Here is a 16,296-nt window from a genome sequence, read left to right as displayed (position 1 = left end):
GCTTCCAGGTAAAGTTTCATTACAAAATGAGACTTTGCACTGGAAGCTTTTTTTACGATCTTGTCACGTGAACGGGTTCAGCCTGACCTTTATATAAGGTGAAGATCGCGATTTCTGGCGGGACGTTAAAACGGAGAGGAATTCCGCTTTCTCCAATTCCTCGGTTGATGTAGAGGGGGACTCCTTGGATTACGTGGTATCCTTCGTAGATGCCTTTATCCCCAAGATAAGTATTTGTTATGAGGGGTTTCATTCCGGGAATCCGGATTTGCCCTCCATGAGTATGTCCGGTCAAAAGAAGATCAGCGCCATACTTAGCGATGTCATCAAGGGAATCGGTAGAGTGGGAGAGGACGAGACGAAAGGGAGCTTCTGAGGAAGCCCTTTTAGCTAATTTATCATACGACTGGGTAACATCATCATGAGCGGTTGCAGGGTCATCGACCCCAATTACCCAGAGGTCTAAATTTTTGAGCTGTTCAGCATCATTGATCAGTGGAATCCAACCGATTCCTTGAAGAAGTTCGATGTAGCGATTAAAAAGGGTTCGTGAGAAATGAGAATAGTCATTATTCCCCATGACCATATACTTACCGAACCGTGCTTTGAGGGGTTGCAGGTATGCGGAGACTTTGTCTAAGTCAGACCGGTCGGAAATGAGATCCCCGGTCAGTACAAGAAGATCCGGATTTTGAGCATTTACCTCAGTTTGTAGGAAGGTTGAGCTTAGGGAAAGTTGTTCAAGGTGAAGGTCGGAAAGTTGAACAATACGTTTCCCGTCGAGTGCAGCGGGGAGAGTAGGATAGGATAAATCCCAAAATTCTTTTTTTAGAGTGCGTGTATCATGTTCTGCCCGGGCTAAAATTCCCGCTCCTCCAGCTACAGTACTGGAGAGAGCCCAATGACTAGCGAATATGCCTCCTAGCCCTTGTAAGAAACTACGACGGGTTATCGTTTTTGGAGATTTTTCTGGGGATCTTTCCATTAACAAAACTCCTCACTCGAAATAGGTGTAAATCTATCTTTAAATATGATGTTAACATACCAGAACGGAGAGTGCCAAACTAGGGAGAACCAAATTTCTGAATTTGACATATTATGTTTTGAAAGAGTGACCGAAATGGAGGGGTATACGTGAGATTTGGCGGGGATATGGGAAGGCTGCAGGGGTTTGGACAGGCTACTCCGCAGGGGTTACCCGTTCGCCAACCTGGAGCTCCACAGGGTGGAGGAATGGGTTATCCGGGGGCTGGATATGGAGCAGGCCCGGGGACTGGCATGGTTCAGGGACCGGGATCGAGTATGCCCACGAATGGGGGAATGCCCGTGGGTGGAGGAAGGTATCCAGGGGGCATGTACCCGGGGGGGATGAGTCAAGCTCCTGGTGGGATTCCTCCAGAGGGTGGGATGCTACCGGGTGGGACTGGAATGACGCCTGGGGGTTCAATACGTAATACCTTAGGGGCTGGGTTAAAAAGTCGGGGCGTCTTTCAAAAGGATGGAAAAATAAACAATAGTCGCGGTGGATTTATTGGACCCAAGCAAGGGGGTGGAGGAGGAATGGGAAGTGGTCCGTTTTCATTCCTTGGACAGGGAGGCGGTGGGCAGGCGCTGAACCAGCCCCGTCAATTGATTCTAGAGCCGACTCAGGCTGGGATATCGGCTAATGGGATTGCCACAATCTCCCCAGATAATCTCTTTACGTGTATTGCTAATTTGCCGTCGCCTAATACCCTCATGGGACAGGGTAATGGAACGTATGCCGCTTATTTAGTCGATGAAAAGGGAAGTACAGGGTTTTTAGCAGGTGTGCTTAGGCCAGTAGGAAGCGGAGTTTACCAAACTCAGTTTCGAAGTCAAGTCCCTCTTCTGCATTATAGTCGGGTTTTGATTACGGTTGAAAATCCTCAGAACCTAGGGCATGTACCCAATGGACCCATCATATTGCAAGTTAAACAACCCATGGGGGCTTCTCGCTTTTTGAACCCTGTTAAAAAAGCAGGAGGATCAGTCTGGCAAAAGATTTCTGGATTTGTCCGAGGAAGGGGAGCGACTCCAGTTGCCCCGCCGGTGCCAGAAATGGTTCAAGCTGTGGATCCGACCACTCCGCCAATTCAACAATAGTCCATGATTATTTTGAGCATCGAAAAAGGGGCTGTTACGTTGTGAACAGCCCCATTATGTTGTGGACATATTAGAAATTAGGCATAAATAAAGCACCCTCCCTCGATAAGAGGAAGTGCCTAAAGCGAAAACAGGATTAAGAGGATTAAAGCGATAAAAGCCAAAGTACTTAAAGCCACGATAATTCCAATCGTAGCGAGATTTGCAGAGGTAAAGAGGATATTTGTTGAGAAAACGATTAAGAAGAAAATAGTGATAGCAATAAAATCTGCTCCGATTGCGGGAGATTGAAGAAAGGTGATCGTTTTGCGAAAGCCTGATTCGCTATAATCTGGTCCCGTGGGAGAGAAAATTCCTCCTGGAGGAATTCTAGCAGGAGGCATTTGATTAGGAAACGTACGGCCTTGAGGATTTCCAACAGGAAAAGGCCCAGGCCCATAAGAATTCATAAGATCTACCCCCTTATTGAGAAGCTGGGGTGGGAGTGCAACCTGGTGTTCCAATGCCGGTTCGTTCAATCAAGTATTGAGAAAGAATCATTGCCAAAGCGAGGATGAGATTCCCAGGAACGCCCGGTATTTCAAAGAGGGGAACGTTAAAGTTGGTATCTGGGCTTCCATCAAAGCTGGCAATAGGAGCACTTACACTTAAGGAAAAGCTAAGATTATCCGGAAAAAGGGGTTCATCCTCGCCAACAGGACCCAAACCTTGCCCACTAGGCGAACCGTTAGGGAGGGTAAGAGTTCCTTCAGAAGCATGCTGTAAAAGGTTCATCAATTGGGGGAGAGTTAGAGTTATGGGGGGGGATAAAGAGGGTTGAACGGGATGCAGAGTGGGGGCTTGGACAAGCGAGCGTTTCACCAGTAAGTTTATAAAAATATTGATTCCAGCGACGATTAAAGAGGCAAAGGGTAGCTCTACCGTTGCAAAAGGGAAAATCATGGCGCTGACAGGGCTAAAAGGTAGATTACAGCGGATGGGGCTACTGACTAATAGAGAAAAAGAGAAGGGGGCGACAGGCATGGATGGATTACAAGAGGATACTGTAGCCATGTCGCACACCTCCTTTTTGCCTTATCTTCTAACGAAAGATTCTTTTGCTTAAAACCAAGTATGAATAATTAGCCATGTTCCTAAAGCGAGAACGATCAGAAAAGCGATGAGTGTAATGGGGTGGGTAATATCATTTTTAAGAACGGGTCGACCATAAGGCGTTTGGGACATAATAAGAACCTCTTACTCTGGTGTTCCAGGAAGTTTAAAGTTTGAGGGAAGTTTCATTCCTGCAGGGAGTTTAAAGTCTTTCGGAATCTCCATTGTTTTTGTGGGGGTTCCTCCACCGATTGAATCAAAGATTTTTTGAGCCATGTTTTTAAGTTCATCAGGTAAAGGGAGTTGGTCAGCACTAGGCATACCATGAATAGTTGTTGTAATGGTAAGATTGACCATTGCCATAACGCGTTCGAATTTTTGCTGCTGCAGAAAGTAGGTCTTAATGAGGGGATGCTTGTTCATGATGCGAATCTTCAAGTCGATTAGGGCGAGAGATTCTTTTTCTGGAACGACTTTGCTAATCATTTGAGTTGTTACGATTTGCCGTTCTTTTTCTTGGTATTGTAAAAACGATTCATTGGCTTCCTGGTCTGCTCGAATTGCGGCTTCAGCGGCAACTAAAGCTTGCACCTCGGGGGTCTGGGCCAAAGCTTCCCCAAGTTCCCTGGCCTTGTCAATGTAGCTCATTTTAAGGGGCACCTCCTTTGATTCCTGATATTACAGTATGCGGGTAGACTTCAGGACGTGAGAGAGCAGGAATGGACAGAGAAATGTAGAATTCAGTTTAGTAAATATAAGTGTTTTTTAGCAGTTTTTATATATGGGGGGATGAAAATGCGGACTTATCGTTTGGAGATCCGGCTGATTCAACTATCGGTTGCGTTGAGTGTTTTGGTCGTGATCGTTGGATTTTTAGGGGCTTGGGGAGGATCAAAGGGTCAGGAAAATGGGGCGCCTGATAGGAGTGAAACGGCACAGACGCAAACTAAAACGTTAGAAAATACAAAAATTGTGGCCTTAGGAGATTCCTTTACGTATGGCTACCCCGGCAAGACAGAGCAATCCTGGGTAGCCGTTCTCGAGAAGAGCCTAAAGGTTTCCGTTGTGAATAAAGGAAAGGGCTATCAAAGAACAATGGATTTGCTTTCTCGTTTTGAGGCGGATGTTGTCGCGGAGAAACCGGGTCGTATCATTATATTCAGTGGAAATGGGGATGCCTTAAGATCAGTCCCGCTAGAGGAGTTCCAGACGAATATTAAAGCCCTTGTTGATAAGTCGCGTTCTAATAACATTACTCCAATATTGGCTTTGCCGATGCCCTATCCTGGCGTCCAGCAAACGATCAAAGAAATGCGGACTTGGATGCTGCAATATGCTGAAACAGAAAGCATCGTCGTTCTGGATTTTGCTTCAGCTGTAATGGATGCGGATAACAAATATCGAGGCGGGTTTTCGGACGATAATAAATACCCTACGGCAAAGGGGTATGAGGCGATGGGGGAATATGCAGCTCGCGTGCTAAAGTAATAGCCCAATAATTGAAAATGCACGTGTAGGTCGGGCTTTCGCGAGGTCTTTGAATGAAGGTGTCTGGGGTGAGTTGCGATTACAACTGCTCCGGCCAGGCGCTCGCAGAGCAAACTAGCGGCTCAAACTGTTCGATAATAGCAGGCGGGGTTTGGCGCCAGAATCGGCTCCTGCCTCTGTTGGCGCCCGGGCACGTCCATGTGCCCGCCCCGCTAATGCAAGCCAGTTTTCGCCAAGTTTGCTAGCTGCTCTCTTAAGGCCTCCGCATCTGTACTCGCAACTCTCCGGGCTGCTTCATGGGTCTCTTGTATGTGGGAATTTCACGACCCAAGAGGTAGCGTGGTACATAATGTACCACCGGCTACAGATGCATGCATAAGAAGCAAGAAAGACCTGCACGTGGATTTTGATTTACGGGAGAGAACGACTTAAGCAAGCTGTTACCGAAGCTTAGGCAGTGGCTCCTGCTTGAAAGAAAAGGGTTGCGCACACGACGTGCGCAACCGCCAACAGAGTCAGGAGACGATTTTGGCGGCGTCCCGCGACCCAGAGAAGGAGACAGTGCCTTAGCTTCGGTCTGCGAAGCGCCCGGAGTGAACGAAGTAAACAAAATCCACACCCCAGAGACATCCTCAACCTTCAGAGCAGACTGAAGAACAGCCCCCTTGTATAGTTAATGAAGCAAACTAATGATCGCGAAGAAGACGTAGCCGATGACTCCTCCGAGCAAAGCATAGTGCGGATGGCGTTCCCGGGAGAGCGGCCAAAGCTCGGCAAAAACCAAGAAGGCCATGGCTCCTCCAGCGAGGGCAAGGAAAAAGGCGAGGGAACCTTTTACGGCTTCAACTGCGATTACTCCGAGTAATGCTCCGAGCGGGGTGAAAAAAGCGATCCCAATATTAAGAAGAAGGATTTTCCACCGGCGGATATTAGCCATTTTTAGGGGAGCTGTGGTCGCCATGCCTTCGGGTAGATTATGAAGCGTAATGGCTAGCGCAATGATAAATCCCAGTCCTTCGGTTGCTTCTTGACCGACTGCAATCGCCATGCCTTCAGGGATGTCATGTAAAGCAATACCTGAGGCGACGAGCAGGCCGACGCGTTTCAAGCGTTGACGTCGAGTTAAGGGAAGTGTAGGGGAAGTGGAATTAAGTTGATGATCAGCCACTGCCATAAAGAGCAAGCCGAAGATTAGCCCAAGCAAGACTTGAAGAGGCGGTCCGATTTTCCACGCTGTTGGCAATAGATCTAAACTGACAACGGCCAGCATCACCCCGCCGGCACCTGCAAGCAATGTTGCCAGTACTCGTTCTTGAGGTCGTCCGAAAAGGAGAACGAGGATGCTGCCTAAGGTTGTTGCAAAACCAGCAATTGTGCTAATCCACAGAATTTCAAGTATAGGTGTCAACGGAATTCCCCCTTATCTAAAGAAAACCCTATTATGGATGTATGCTTAAATATCTTCTTTAGACGAAAGATAAGAGGTAAAGTTTAATTTTTCACAAACGGAAGTCTAAAACCCCAATTCATCTGGACATACTGAAAGTAAGAGAGATTCAGTAAAGAAAAGTCCAAAGAAGAGGGGTTTAGAATTAAGAATGAAAATTAACCGTTGGATCGTTATTTTTATGGTTATGATTATATCTTTAGGGAATATGGGACAAGGATCAAAACCTGCAAGTGCAGGAGAAGCAGTTTCAATAGAAGCAGAAGAGTCTTTAGCCGTGCAGCCGGAAGATTTGATTCGTTTTCATGTTATTGCGAATTCGGAGAGTGAAGAGGATCAAGCTCTCAAACGGGCCGTTCGAGATGCGATCTTAGAAGAAGTTTCGCCTAGGCTGGCTAAGTCCCAATCGCTAGAAGAATCTCGTCAGATTCTTACAGGAATGCGGCCGGAACTCGAGCGAATCGGGCAAGAAGTCGTTCAATCATGGGGAAAAACGTATGAGGTAAAAACGGATTATGGGTACTTTACTTTCCCGACAAAATCCTATGGTTCACTTGTTTTACCTGCGGGTGAGTATGAGGCAGTAAGAGTTCTGATTGGTAAAGCTGAAGGTTCTAACTGGTGGTGTGTGCTGTTCCCACCGCTTTGTTTCGTAGATATTGAACATTCGACAGCTGTTCAGGTGGACGGAAAGCCAGGGATCCCTATTCAAAAGAAGGCCAAACCCGAAGTGAAGTTTTGGGTATGGGAGAAGCTTAAAAAATTAGGAATGGTATCCTCGCTATAATCCTAAAATTTCTTTTAACTTTCGGGCTTGCGTACGGCTCACGGGTATCTCACTTTTTCCATGGTCATCTACAACGACGGTGTAGGTCCCATTGAAATAGGGGATAAGCTCGCGCATTCGCTGGATGTTCACAAGGTAACAGCGATGGGTGCGGAAGAAGAGGTTAGAGTTTAAGCGGGACTCTAATTCTCGGAGCGTAAAGCGGGCGAGATAGGATTCTTTTTGGATTTTAGCGAAGACGTTATCCTTATCGGTATAAAAATAAATAATTTCTTCGGGCCGCAGGAGAATTGTTTTGCCTCGATGCTCGACAGGGATGACTTCGAGGGGGCGAACTGAAGTGGCTGTGGGAAGGACGTTTGGACTTAATTCGACTGGAGGAGACTCGTGTGATGTTAAGCTGGCGTAAAAAGCGATGATTTTTAGCAGGGATTGCTCAAGTCGTTTTGGATTGATGGGTTTTAATAAATAATCGAAAGCATTTACGGAGAAAGCCTCAACTGCAAATTCTTCATGGGCTGTTATAAAAATAATGGCTGGGGAATTTCCACGCTCTTGGAGTTGCTTCGCTAATTCAATTCCTTGGAGACCTGGCATATCGATGTCAAGAAATACGACAGAGTACTCGAGATTACTAATGAGTTCTAAGGCCTCTAAAGCATTGTCTGCTTCACCGACAATCTGAATTTCTGAAAACGGTTTGAGCAGATAACGTAACTCTTTACGTGCCGGGGATTCATCATCGACGATTAAGGCGCGAAGTTTCAAAATTTCCCCCTCTTTTCCACTGTATTATATAATATATTTTCATACTATTTTGACAATGAGAGGAAGAATCCCTCCTTCAACCTGAGAAATTTCTATAAAGAACCTGTACTATTTTTCAGGACAAAGCATAGCATTTAACACATAGCTTTTGATCGATTAAGGTTAGGGGGAAGAAGGATGGAAAAAACACAGGATGTTGCCAAACGACCCCACTGGAGGAGGTTCTACGTAACTATCGGGGTGATTGTTATGAGTATTGTCCTGAGTGGATGTGGAACTTTGGAAACATTGGTTCAGAAAGATGGAGCAACGACTCCGTTATCCCAGTGGATCGGAAGTAATGAACAAACGGTTCCGGCGACAACTAATCTTGGAGATGGAAAAGCGGTTAGCCTCTATTTCCCAGATAGTACAGGAAAGGCCTTGGTTAAAGAAGAAAGAAGCTTGCCCAAGACCTTAAGCGTGGCTCGAGAAACCATTAATGAATGGCTTAAGGGACCTGCTCAAGGAAAAGGTCAGGCTGCGGTGTTACCGGCAACGACCCTTTTAGATATTGCCGTTAAAGATGGCGTGGCTACTGTCGATTTAAGCAAGGAGTTTACTGAACCGGTGAGCAAAGTGTCTCAGGAAATGACTGTCTATGGCTTGGTTAATACCCTGACCCAGTTCCCGACGGTTCATCAGGTTAAAATCAGGGTTGAAGGGAAACCTTTAGCAAAGCTGGGTAATTTGGATTTGAGTAAGCTCTCCTATAAAGAAGGGTTTGTCAAAGATACTGCGACTCCTTCAGTTCCTGCAGGTTCTGCAGGGTCTTCAGGTACATCATCAAATAAATCAGGAGTGCCGAGTGAGGATGTAAAAGCGAAGTCTGATTCTCCGAGTACACTTAATTTATTCTCCGATTCTCCGATTACGACTTAATCAATCGCGGCTAGCAAAGATAGGAATAAAAAAATAAAGAGGAAAACTAGTAGGATGAAGAGACGCTCCCTTAATACCAGAAGGGAGCGTTTTTATGACTACAATTTGGAAAATTAAATACAAAGAAAATTCGGATATTAACGAGAAAATATAGGACAAAAGTCCTGTATGGGTATATACTTAGGATAAGCACAAACAGGATACTCATTGATAATCAAGTTAAAGAGGGGTGATGGATTCATTGTGTCATCAAGCGGTTGTGAAAACAAATACACTTAAAAACCAACTCATAAAGTTTATGCCTGTGCTTTTACCAATTATAAGTGTTATTTTATGCGCCATTGTTATCATACTCGATGAATTTACAATGATATCTAACGAATTAATCTTTTGGTCACCCTTTGTCATAATCGAATTATCAATCAGTATAATTTGCGGGATTTCAATCAAGAAATTACATTATGGAGCTCATAATGATGAGCTAACCGGTTTATACAATAGACGATATCTTAATGATAGACTTAACGAAACAATATCCCGTTTGAAGCGAACTCATTCCTCACTATCGTTAATCCTTATAGACATTGATAATTTCAAAAAAGTGAATGATAGCCAGGGTCACTTAACAGGGGATAAGGTTCTGCAAAAACTGGGAGATATATTTAAGGAAAATACGCGGTGCATTGATATTGCTGCTCGTTGGGGTGGCGAAGAATTCGCAATTGTACTCCCTGAAACAGATTTTGATTCTGCCAAACTCGTCGCCGAAAGATTAAGGGAAATAGTTGAGAACTATGATTTTGGGTTTCAAGTTACCATAAGTTTGGGGATTGTTTCTACTTCAGATGAGGTGACTTTGGATGAAATATTAAAACAAGCTGATGAGGCCCTTTATGCTGCAAAGGAAAAGAAAAATACAGTTGCTGTCTATTGCAGAAATATAAAACAATCTATATATGTGATGACATCGTATTCCTAATTATAGGCTCAGCGCTATTGTTTTTAGAAGGCGATGTGCTAAAATATGTTTATAATAAGTAGAATTTGGAAAAGTGAATCATTCATAGCCGATCAAAAGGGAGGGTATCCCGTGGAAAAATTGCAAGAACTGAGCGAGGGTTTGGAAAAAGCAATTCGTCGTGCGCATACCAATATGTATCGGAGAGGACGTTCCCTCTTTTCCAAAACGGGAATTTCTGATTCCCAGTTTAGTGTTCTCTTGGCTTTAGAGGAACTCGGACCGCTGACGATGGGAGAATTGTGTAAACAGATATTTACAGCCTGTAGCACAGCTACAGATTTGGCCAATCGCCTCGAGCGAGATGAACTGGTCGAAAGAATTAAGGATGATAAAGATCATCGCGTTGTGCGGATGCACCTTTTGCCTAAGGGGAAAAAGATTGTGCAAGATTATATTCAGGAGCGACAGCATTTTTTAGAGGCGGTCTTAGAAGAATCTCCTTCAAACGAATATATCGCATTGCTGGAAACGTTAGAAGGATTCGCAGAGAGGATGGATATAAGCGAGAATAAATCTCTATCTGCGGATTAAAATTTCATTAGGTTAAAAACTAAGGCGGGGTAATCCCGTCTTTTATTTTTGGGAATAGCTTAACAAATTCTTATAAACTTCCTGAGGAACTGTTAAAATATACTCGCTATAATTAGCTAGGGTAAATAAATACCTGTGGAGAGGGTGGATTATGGAACCGAAGATTATCTTAGTGGATGATGAACCGGAGCTCCTCAATCTGGTACACGACTATCTGGTGCGTGAAGGGTTCAATGTTCTTACAGAAATAAATGGTATAGATGGTTTAAAACGAATAGAACTTGAAAAACCTGATCTTGTCCTTCTCGATTGGATGCTACCGGGGATGAGTGGGCTTGAGATCTGTAAGCATCTTCGCCAAACGAGCTCGATCCCGATTATCATGTTGACGGCCAAATCAGAAGAGGTGGATCGAGTTTTAGGTTTGGAGTTTGGTGCGGATGATTATATCGTAAAACCTTTTAGTCTACGTGAGCTTTTAGCTCGGATTCGGACGGTTTTAAGGCGAACTTTATCCGGTGTTCAAGATCCCAACGCGGGTGTACTCCATCGCGGAGAGCTGACGATAGATGGGCCCAGCCATCGGGTATGGAAAAGAGAGGTTGAAATCCAACTGACCCCAACGGAGTTCAAAATCCTCCAACTTTTGGCTGCTCGCCCTGGTATTGCCTATAGTCGATTGCAGCTTTTGCGCCAAGCGATGGGGGAAGAGTATCTCTATTATGAACGCTCGATTGATACCCACGTTTCCAACCTCCGCAAGAAAGTGGAGGATAACCCTGCAGAACCGATCTATATTCAAACGGTTTTCGGAGTCGGTTATCGCTTTGGTGAACCCTCATGAAATGGACTTTAAGACGAAAGTTTTTAATGGCTTTAGTAGGGTTAGTTTGTTTTATGGCGATTGTTTTTTCGGGCATTGCACTAACCTCAGTTCAGTTTTTGCTTGGGCATGCGGTGAACTATGTTGAAGAGGGCTTTAAACAGCAATGGAACAGGACACTGACTTCCTATTATATGGAACATCAGTCCTGGGAAGGCGTTCAGGAACAGGTGAGTAAAATTTTGGAGAATCCGCCTCGACAAGGGACGGAGATTCCGATAGCAGCCCCCCGGCCTAACGAAAGATTTTATGTTTTTGATATCAATCAGGTGATTGTTGCCAGTTCTGGGCCTCAGGATGTGGGGAAGAGTTTAAAGGAAATTCCTGATGATAATCAACTGACGAAAAATTGGACTGAGATTGTTGTCAACGGAAAGCCAGTCGGATATTTCTGGCTGGATGATAAAGCTTTGCTAAGGCAAAACCGGCTCGCGCAATCCATTGGAGAATCAATTATCCGGTCCATGTTGATCGGGCTGATCTTGACGACTCTCTTAGCGGTCCTCTTAGGAAGTATATTGACGGGCCGTTTAACGGGACCGCTTAAGGAACTCACCTCTGCTGTGCGTCGGGTGGGTAAAGGAGAGCTAAGCACCCATCTTGAGGTTAAAGGCCACGATGACATTGCGATGCTGGGGCAAGCATTTAACCAGATGACAGAGCAGCTTACTCGCAATGAAGAAGTACGTCGGAATATGGTTGCCGATATTGCGCACGAACTTCGAACACCGTTGGCGATCATCTCAGGCAAACTTGAGTCGATTCAAGAAGGCGTTTTACCTTTGGCTGCAGAAACCTTGTTGCCGATTCAGGACGAAACGATTCGCTTGAACCGATTGGTTCAGGATTTGCAACAGTTAAGTTTGGCTGAGGCCGGTAAACTTCCTTTGCATCGGAGAACGATCGATATTTATCGTCTTTTGGAACGGATTTTTGAACAATTTGCCTTTGAATTCGAGGAACGGGGAATTCAAGGGGAGTTGCGTGGTGAGAGTCGAATCCTCCAGGGGGATTCAGATCGGTTGACCCAAGTTTTTGTCAACTTGATCGGGAATGCACTCTTGCACACCTCAGCGGGTGGAAAAATCAGCGTGAGGGTGGCTCTCTGGGAGCCTAATGTCTCAACCGCAGTAGAGAAAAAAATCGGAGGACGTAAATCTCGCTTAGCAAAGGGAGAAGAGGATTATGAGTCCTTGGAGGACAATGAGCTGAGGCCAAATAAAGGAAAGAGTCTGGATTGGCTTCAAGTCACAGTTAACGATACGGGGGAAGGTATTCCTCCAGAAGAATTGGACCATGTCTTTGATCGTTTTTACCGGGTGGATCAGTCCCGAGATCGGGAAACGGGCGGAACGGGCTTAGGTCTGGCGATTGCTAAGGAGTTTGTGCAGGCCCATGGAGGGGATATTGAGGTTACAAGCGAATTGGCCCGTGGAACGTGCTTTAGCGTGTTTTTGCCAGTAGACCTCCAAGCAGAACGAAGGGACATTTCTGAATAAAATCATGGAGACGAGGAGATGTAGGTATGAAAATTAAGCTGCCCAAAAAGAAATGGATAACGATAGGCGTGCTTGGAATTATCTTAATTGGAGGAGGGGTTTGGGCCTATAAAAGCTTTGCGGTAAAACCGGCGACTTCAACTACGATTACCGGCCAAGTCCAGCGCGGAGATGTGCGTAACGTAATTTCAGCGACGGGATCCGTCAGTTATCCTAAAACGGTTAACCTCACGTTTGAACAGACAGAAAAGCTTGTCGCTTTGAATGTAGCTGTAGGTGACAACGTCAAAGCGGGTCAAGTCTTGATGCAAATCGATCCTAGCAATTTACAGCAAACGGTTAATCAACAGCAAGCAAATCTAGCGTCGGCTCAGGCTAAACTATTACAGGCACAGGAGAATGCTCTACCTACCGCCTTAAGCGCCTTAGCTCAAGCTCAGCAAAATATCAACACAAAGCAAACGGCCTTAACGACAGCTCAAAATAATGCGGATTCAGCCTATTTAACGAATCAAGTCTATCTTGCTGAACAAAATGTGACCCAGGCCAGTAATAGTTTGGCACAAGCGATGGCGAGTGGAGATAGCACGATTCAATCCAAACAGACTGCGTTGAATCAAGCTCAACAGGCATTAACGACGGCCCAAAACAATCAAAATGGGGGCGCGGCTGCAACTTTGACTGCTGCACAGTCGGATTATGAGGTTGCTCAACAGAATCTAGCCTTGGCCCAGAAAAAAGTGGATCAGTTAAACCAAGGGCAGAATTCGGCGGATATTTTAACCGCACAAACGGCTGTACAGCAAGCTGAGGCTCAACTCCAAACCGCGCAGACGAATTTGGGTAAGGCGACCATGGTTGCCCCATATGATGGCGTGATTACGGCTGTATCAGGACAAGTCGGTCAAGTCATGGATTCGTCTTCAGGTTCAAATGGATCGAGCTCAAGTACAAAGCCGGGGGTTACTTTAGCGGCTAATCCTGATGCCCTTCAAGTAGTCACATCGATAGGGCAGGCAGATATCAACAAAATTAAAGTGGGTCAAAAGGCAGAAATCACCTTAGATACTGAACCGAATACCAAAATTCCCGGAACGGTCAGTGTGATCGCCGTTCAAGGGACATCAACATCAAATGTCACGACGTTTGAAGTGAGAGTGATGATTGATGAACCTACGACGATTTTAAAAGCGGGGATGAATGCGAATGTCAATATCATTCTCGACGAAGTCAAAGATGTTCTGACGATTCCTAGTCAGGCTTTAAAAACAATCAATGGCAAAAACTTCGTTTTAATTCCGAACTCTTCTGGAAGTTCTAATTCTAGTGATGCAGCAGGGGGGAAAAGGAATAATCAGTCTGCAGGTGCAAATAATAGCAGCGCGAGGAACGCATCAGGTATAGCGGCTAATACACAAATGGTTCCCGTCGAGATTGGACTTAATGACGGTACCCGTGTTGAGATTAAGAGCGGCTTAACAGAAGGACAAGAGATTGTCGTTTCGATCGTTGCTAATTCTACTTCGTCTTCATCTTCATCACAAAAGTCAAGTAGTACGAATCCCTTCGGCGGAGGTCAAGGGGGTTCGAGCATGGGTAATCTAAATCGGGCAACAAGTACAGGAGGTGGCAATAGAGCCCCTGCAGGTGCGCCCGCTTCTGGTAATTAACCTGCGAGGGAGGTTTAAAATTGATTACCTTAAAGGAAATTAAAAAGATTTATACCACAGGGGATATTGAGGTTGCTGCATTACGGGGGGTTGATTTAGAGGTCGAAGCGGGGGAATTTGTCGCGATTATGGGACCTTCCGGTTCGGGCAAATCGACGATGATGAATATCTTGGGTTGCTTGGATACACCAAGTACAGGCGAATATTTTTTGGATGGGACAGATGTTGCAAGGGCATCCGGGAATGAACTTGCGGAAATCCGCAATCGCAAAATTGGATTTGTCTTTCAGGGCTTCAATCTTCTACCCCGCACGACCGCCTTGGAAAATGTGGAACTGCCGATGCTTTATGCGGGAGTTTCTCCTAAGGAAAGAAAAGAAAGAGCGATTGCTGCTTTAGAATCTGTGGGACTTGGCGAGCGTATTCATCACCGCCCGAAGGAACTCTCTGGGGGTCAGCAACAACGTGTAGCGATTGCCCGAGCTTTAGTGACGCAACCGGCTATTATTTTGGCGGATGAGCCCACAGGTAATCTGGATACTCGCGCAAGTATTGAGGTAATGGCCATCTTTCAGAAGGTTCATGAAGCAGGCAATACAATTCTCATTGTGACGCATGAACCAGAGATTGCGGAATATACCCGTCGAGTTGTCCGTTTTCGCGATGGACATATTGAGGGGGATGAGCAGGTCAAAGATTTTAAGGTTGCCGCGCTTGAACTCCAAGAACAAGATGCAGGGCAAAAATAAGCAAGCCCCAAAGTTTCTTGTATCATTGAGTTTTATTTGAGAAAAAAGGAATTAAGTTAGAGAAAACGAGAAGAAGGGAGGTACATCTAATGAAATTTCTCGAATTACTCCGGGTATCCTTGAGGGCTTTGCGAGCAAATAAGCTACGCTCGATGCTGACGATGTTAGGCATCATTATCGGGGTGGCTGCAGTTATCGCTATGGTTGGAATTGGAAATGGAGCGACAGCTTCTATTACTTCGCAAATTCAGGGATTGGGATCCAATTTGTTGATCGTTTCACCGGGTCAAAGCAGCAGCGGCGGAGTAAAAGGTGCAGCCGGGAGTTCCAACACGTTAGTGATGACGGATATTGCTAAGATTGAAGCAGCAGGTTCTGCAGTCAAAGGGGTTGCTCCTTTTGTGAGTTCAAATGTTCAGGCGGTATACGGAAGCGGAAATGCCTCGACAAGCGTTGCCGGGACAACAGCAGCTTATGCTGAAGTTAGAAATTTACAAATCGCTCAGGGACGTTTTCTTACGCAAGAGGATGTGACAGCTTTTACTCGTGTGGCGGTTGTGGGTCCAACGGTTGTGAAAAATTTAATGGGGGATGAGAATGCCCAGATAATAGGTAAAACCATTAAACTTAAGAACATTCCCTTTTTGGTTGTGGGGGTAACTGCGAGTCAAGGGTCCTCTGGATTTACTAACAATGATGATGTGGTTTATATCCCGATTACAACTGCTCAGGATCGTCTTATCGGGAATAAGTATTTAAGGCAAATCTTTATTGAAGCTTCAAGTCCACAAATGATGGCAACAGCGCAGAATCAAGTCACCTATGTTTTAAGGAGTGCGCACAAACTCCAAGACAGTCAAGCAGATGATTTTACAATTACGAATCAGGCTGATGTGTTGCAGACGATGGAAGGGGTAACCAAGACGTTAACCATGCTTCTTGGGGGAATAGCCGCTATCTCCCTCTTAGTCGGCGGGATAGGAATCATGAACATCATGCTGGTTTCTGTGACCGAAAGAACCCGGGAAATCGGAATCCGTAAGGCGATTGGCGCAAAGGGAAGAGATATCCTCGTTCAGTTCCTCATTGAAGCGGTTGTTTTGAGCATCGTAGGAGGAGGAATTGGAATTCTGCTGGGCTGGGGTGGCTCGATTTTAGTGGGAAAACTCATGAGTATGGCTACAAGTGTGAGTATGACCTCGGTACTCCTCGCTTTTGGATTCTCTGCCGGTATTGGAATTGTGTTTGGGGTTTTTCCCGCGAAAAAGGCAGCGAATATGGATCCAATTGATGCGTTGAGGTATGAGTAAGGGAGT

18 protein-coding genes are annotated in these 16,296 nt (G+C 45.4%); 11 read left to right on the top strand and 7 right to left on the bottom strand.

The features are described from left to right. Positions 1 to 52 precede the first annotated feature (52 nt). The gene (locus DESME_RS13355; protein WP_006715739.1) at positions 53 to 985 is read right to left on the bottom strand and encodes a metallophosphoesterase; all 933 of its coding nucleotides are present in this window, start codon (positions 983 to 985) and stop codon (positions 53 to 55) included. A 149-nt stretch (positions 986 to 1,134) separates the two neighbouring features. Here DESME_RS13355 and DESME_RS15930 point away from each other — a divergent pair, with 149 nt between their 5' ends. After that, positions 1,135 to 2,124 (top strand): hypothetical protein, encoded by a 990-nt coding sequence (locus DESME_RS15930; RefSeq protein ID WP_006715740.1) that lies wholly within the window; start codon positions 1,135 to 1,137, stop codon positions 2,122 to 2,124. 119 nt (positions 2,125 to 2,243) lie between these two features. Here DESME_RS15930 and DESME_RS16320 read toward each other — a convergent pair whose 3' ends face one another. The 4 genes from DESME_RS16320 to DESME_RS13335 are packed head-to-tail and all read right to left on the bottom strand — an operon-like array spanning position 2,244 to position 3,864. Next, positions 2,244 to 2,573 (bottom strand): hypothetical protein, encoded by a 330-nt coding sequence (locus tag DESME_RS16320; protein WP_006715741.1) that lies wholly within the window; start codon positions 2,571 to 2,573, stop codon positions 2,244 to 2,246. Positions 2,574 to 2,586: 13 nt separating this feature from the next. After that, positions 2,587 to 3,177 (bottom strand): hypothetical protein, encoded by a 591-nt coding sequence (locus DESME_RS13340; RefSeq protein ID WP_006715742.1) that lies wholly within the window; start codon positions 3,175 to 3,177, stop codon positions 2,587 to 2,589. A gap of 48 nt (positions 3,178 to 3,225) precedes the next feature. Then, entirely contained in the window at positions 3,226 to 3,348 is a 123-nt protein-coding gene (locus DESME_RS16410; protein WP_006715743.1) for a hypothetical protein, read from the bottom strand. Between the two features lie 12 nt (positions 3,349 to 3,360). Further along, on the bottom strand, positions 3,361 to 3,864 hold the full coding sequence (locus DESME_RS13335) for a YlbF/YmcA family competence regulator (protein ID WP_006715744.1): 504 nt from the start codon (positions 3,862 to 3,864) through the stop codon (positions 3,361 to 3,363). A 147-nt stretch (positions 3,865 to 4,011) separates the two neighbouring features. Here DESME_RS13335 and DESME_RS13330 point away from each other — a divergent pair, with 147 nt between their 5' ends. Further along, on the top strand, positions 4,012 to 4,704 hold the full coding sequence (locus DESME_RS13330) for a GDSL-type esterase/lipase family protein (RefSeq protein WP_006715745.1): 693 nt from the start codon (positions 4,012 to 4,014) through the stop codon (positions 4,702 to 4,704). Positions 4,705 to 5,377: 673 nt separating this feature from the next. Here the strand turns inward: DESME_RS13330 and DESME_RS13325 are convergent. Further along, positions 5,378 to 6,112 (bottom strand): ZIP family metal transporter, encoded by a 735-nt coding sequence (locus DESME_RS13325; protein WP_006715746.1) that lies wholly within the window; start codon positions 6,110 to 6,112, stop codon positions 5,378 to 5,380. Positions 6,113 to 6,302: 190 nt separating this feature from the next. Between DESME_RS13325 and spoIIR the strand changes: the two genes are divergently transcribed. Next, entirely contained in the window at positions 6,303 to 6,938 is a 636-nt protein-coding gene (gene spoIIR, locus DESME_RS13320; RefSeq protein ID WP_006715747.1) for a stage II sporulation protein R, read from the top strand. On the opposite strand, the gene DESME_RS13315 is transcribed toward spoIIR, so the two are convergent. Further along, positions 6,933 to 7,706, bottom strand: a complete 774-nt coding sequence (locus DESME_RS13315; protein WP_006715748.1) for a LytR/AlgR family response regulator transcription factor — start codon at positions 7,704 to 7,706, stop codon at positions 6,933 to 6,935. The two genes, spoIIR and DESME_RS13315, sit on opposite strands and share 6 nt — an antisense overlap. A gap of 177 nt (positions 7,707 to 7,883) precedes the next feature. On the opposite strand from DESME_RS13315, the gene DESME_RS13310 reads away from it, so the two are divergent. From DESME_RS13310 to DESME_RS13275, 8 genes are all read left to right on the top strand, one after another. Next, on the top strand, positions 7,884 to 8,627 hold the full coding sequence (locus DESME_RS13310) for a GerMN domain-containing protein (RefSeq protein ID WP_006715749.1): 744 nt from the start codon (positions 7,884 to 7,886) through the stop codon (positions 8,625 to 8,627). Between the two features lie 259 nt (positions 8,628 to 8,886). Next, positions 8,887 to 9,606, top strand: coding sequence for a GGDEF domain-containing protein (locus tag DESME_RS13305; RefSeq protein ID WP_242837405.1), 720 nt, complete (start codon positions 8,887 to 8,889; stop codon positions 9,604 to 9,606). A gap of 111 nt (positions 9,607 to 9,717) precedes the next feature. After that, on the top strand, positions 9,718 to 10,179 hold the full coding sequence (locus DESME_RS13300) for a MarR family winged helix-turn-helix transcriptional regulator (RefSeq protein WP_006715751.1): 462 nt from the start codon (positions 9,718 to 9,720) through the stop codon (positions 10,177 to 10,179). 151 nt (positions 10,180 to 10,330) lie between these two features. Then, positions 10,331 to 11,023: a response regulator transcription factor gene (locus DESME_RS13295; RefSeq protein WP_006715752.1), complete on the top strand. Its 693-nt coding sequence runs from the start codon at positions 10,331 to 10,333 to the stop codon at positions 11,021 to 11,023. Positions 11,024 to 11,076: 53 nt separating this feature from the next. Beyond that, complete coding sequence (locus DESME_RS13290) at positions 11,077 to 12,561, top strand: sensor histidine kinase (protein WP_156922815.1); 1,485 nt, start codon at positions 11,077 to 11,079, stop codon at positions 12,559 to 12,561. A gap of 26 nt (positions 12,562 to 12,587) precedes the next feature. Further along, positions 12,588 to 14,231 (top strand): efflux RND transporter periplasmic adaptor subunit, encoded by a 1,644-nt coding sequence (locus DESME_RS13285; RefSeq protein ID WP_006715754.1) that lies wholly within the window; start codon positions 12,588 to 12,590, stop codon positions 14,229 to 14,231. A gap of 20 nt (positions 14,232 to 14,251) precedes the next feature. After that, positions 14,252 to 14,980: an ABC transporter ATP-binding protein gene (locus DESME_RS13280; RefSeq protein ID WP_006715755.1), complete on the top strand. Its 729-nt coding sequence runs from the start codon at positions 14,252 to 14,254 to the stop codon at positions 14,978 to 14,980. An 89-nt stretch (positions 14,981 to 15,069) separates the two neighbouring features. Next, the gene (locus tag DESME_RS13275; RefSeq protein ID WP_006715756.1) at positions 15,070 to 16,290 is read left to right on the top strand and encodes an ABC transporter permease; all 1,221 of its coding nucleotides are present in this window, start codon (positions 15,070 to 15,072) and stop codon (positions 16,288 to 16,290) included. Positions 16,291 to 16,296: the final 6 nt, after the last annotated feature.

The organism is Desulfitobacterium metallireducens DSM 15288 (assembly GCF_000231405.2).
GTDB lineage: Bacteria > Bacillota > Desulfitobacteriia > Desulfitobacteriales > Desulfitobacteriaceae > Desulfitobacterium_A > Desulfitobacterium_A metallireducens.
Note: the sequence above shows the minus strand (reverse complement) of the source record. Positions and strands in the feature narration are given on the sequence as shown.

Coding starts and splice junctions, on each gene's coding strand:
- DESME_RS13355 (WP_006715739.1), bottom strand. CDS start 985: ATGGAAAGATCCCCAGAAAAATCTCCAAAAACGATAACCCGTCGTAGT.
- DESME_RS16320 (WP_006715741.1), bottom strand. CDS start 2,573: ATGAATTCTTATGGGCCTGGGCCTTTTCCTGTTGGAAATCCTCAAGGC.
- DESME_RS13340 (WP_006715742.1), bottom strand. CDS start 3,177: ATGGCTACAGTATCCTCTTGTAATCCATCCATGCCTGTCGCCCCCTTC.
- DESME_RS16410 (WP_006715743.1), bottom strand. CDS start 3,348: ATGTCCCAAACGCCTTATGGTCGACCCGTTCTTAAAAATGATATTACC.
- DESME_RS13335 (WP_006715744.1), bottom strand. CDS start 3,864: ATGAGCTACATTGACAAGGCCAGGGAACTTGGGGAAGCTTTGGCCCAG.
- DESME_RS13330 (WP_006715745.1), top strand. CDS start 4,012: ATGCGGACTTATCGTTTGGAGATCCGGCTGATTCAACTATCGGTTGCG.
- spoIIR (WP_006715747.1), top strand. CDS start 6,303: ATGAAAATTAACCGTTGGATCGTTATTTTTATGGTTATGATTATATCT.
- DESME_RS13310 (WP_006715749.1), top strand. CDS start 7,884: ATGGAAAAAACACAGGATGTTGCCAAACGACCCCACTGGAGGAGGTTC.
- DESME_RS13295 (WP_006715752.1), top strand. CDS start 10,331: ATGGAACCGAAGATTATCTTAGTGGATGATGAACCGGAGCTCCTCAAT.
- DESME_RS13290 (WP_156922815.1), top strand. CDS start 11,077: ATGGCGATTGTTTTTTCGGGCATTGCACTAACCTCAGTTCAGTTTTTG.
- DESME_RS13285 (WP_006715754.1), top strand. CDS start 12,588: ATGAAAATTAAGCTGCCCAAAAAGAAATGGATAACGATAGGCGTGCTT.
- DESME_RS13275 (WP_006715756.1), top strand. CDS start 15,070: ATGAAATTTCTCGAATTACTCCGGGTATCCTTGAGGGCTTTGCGAGCA.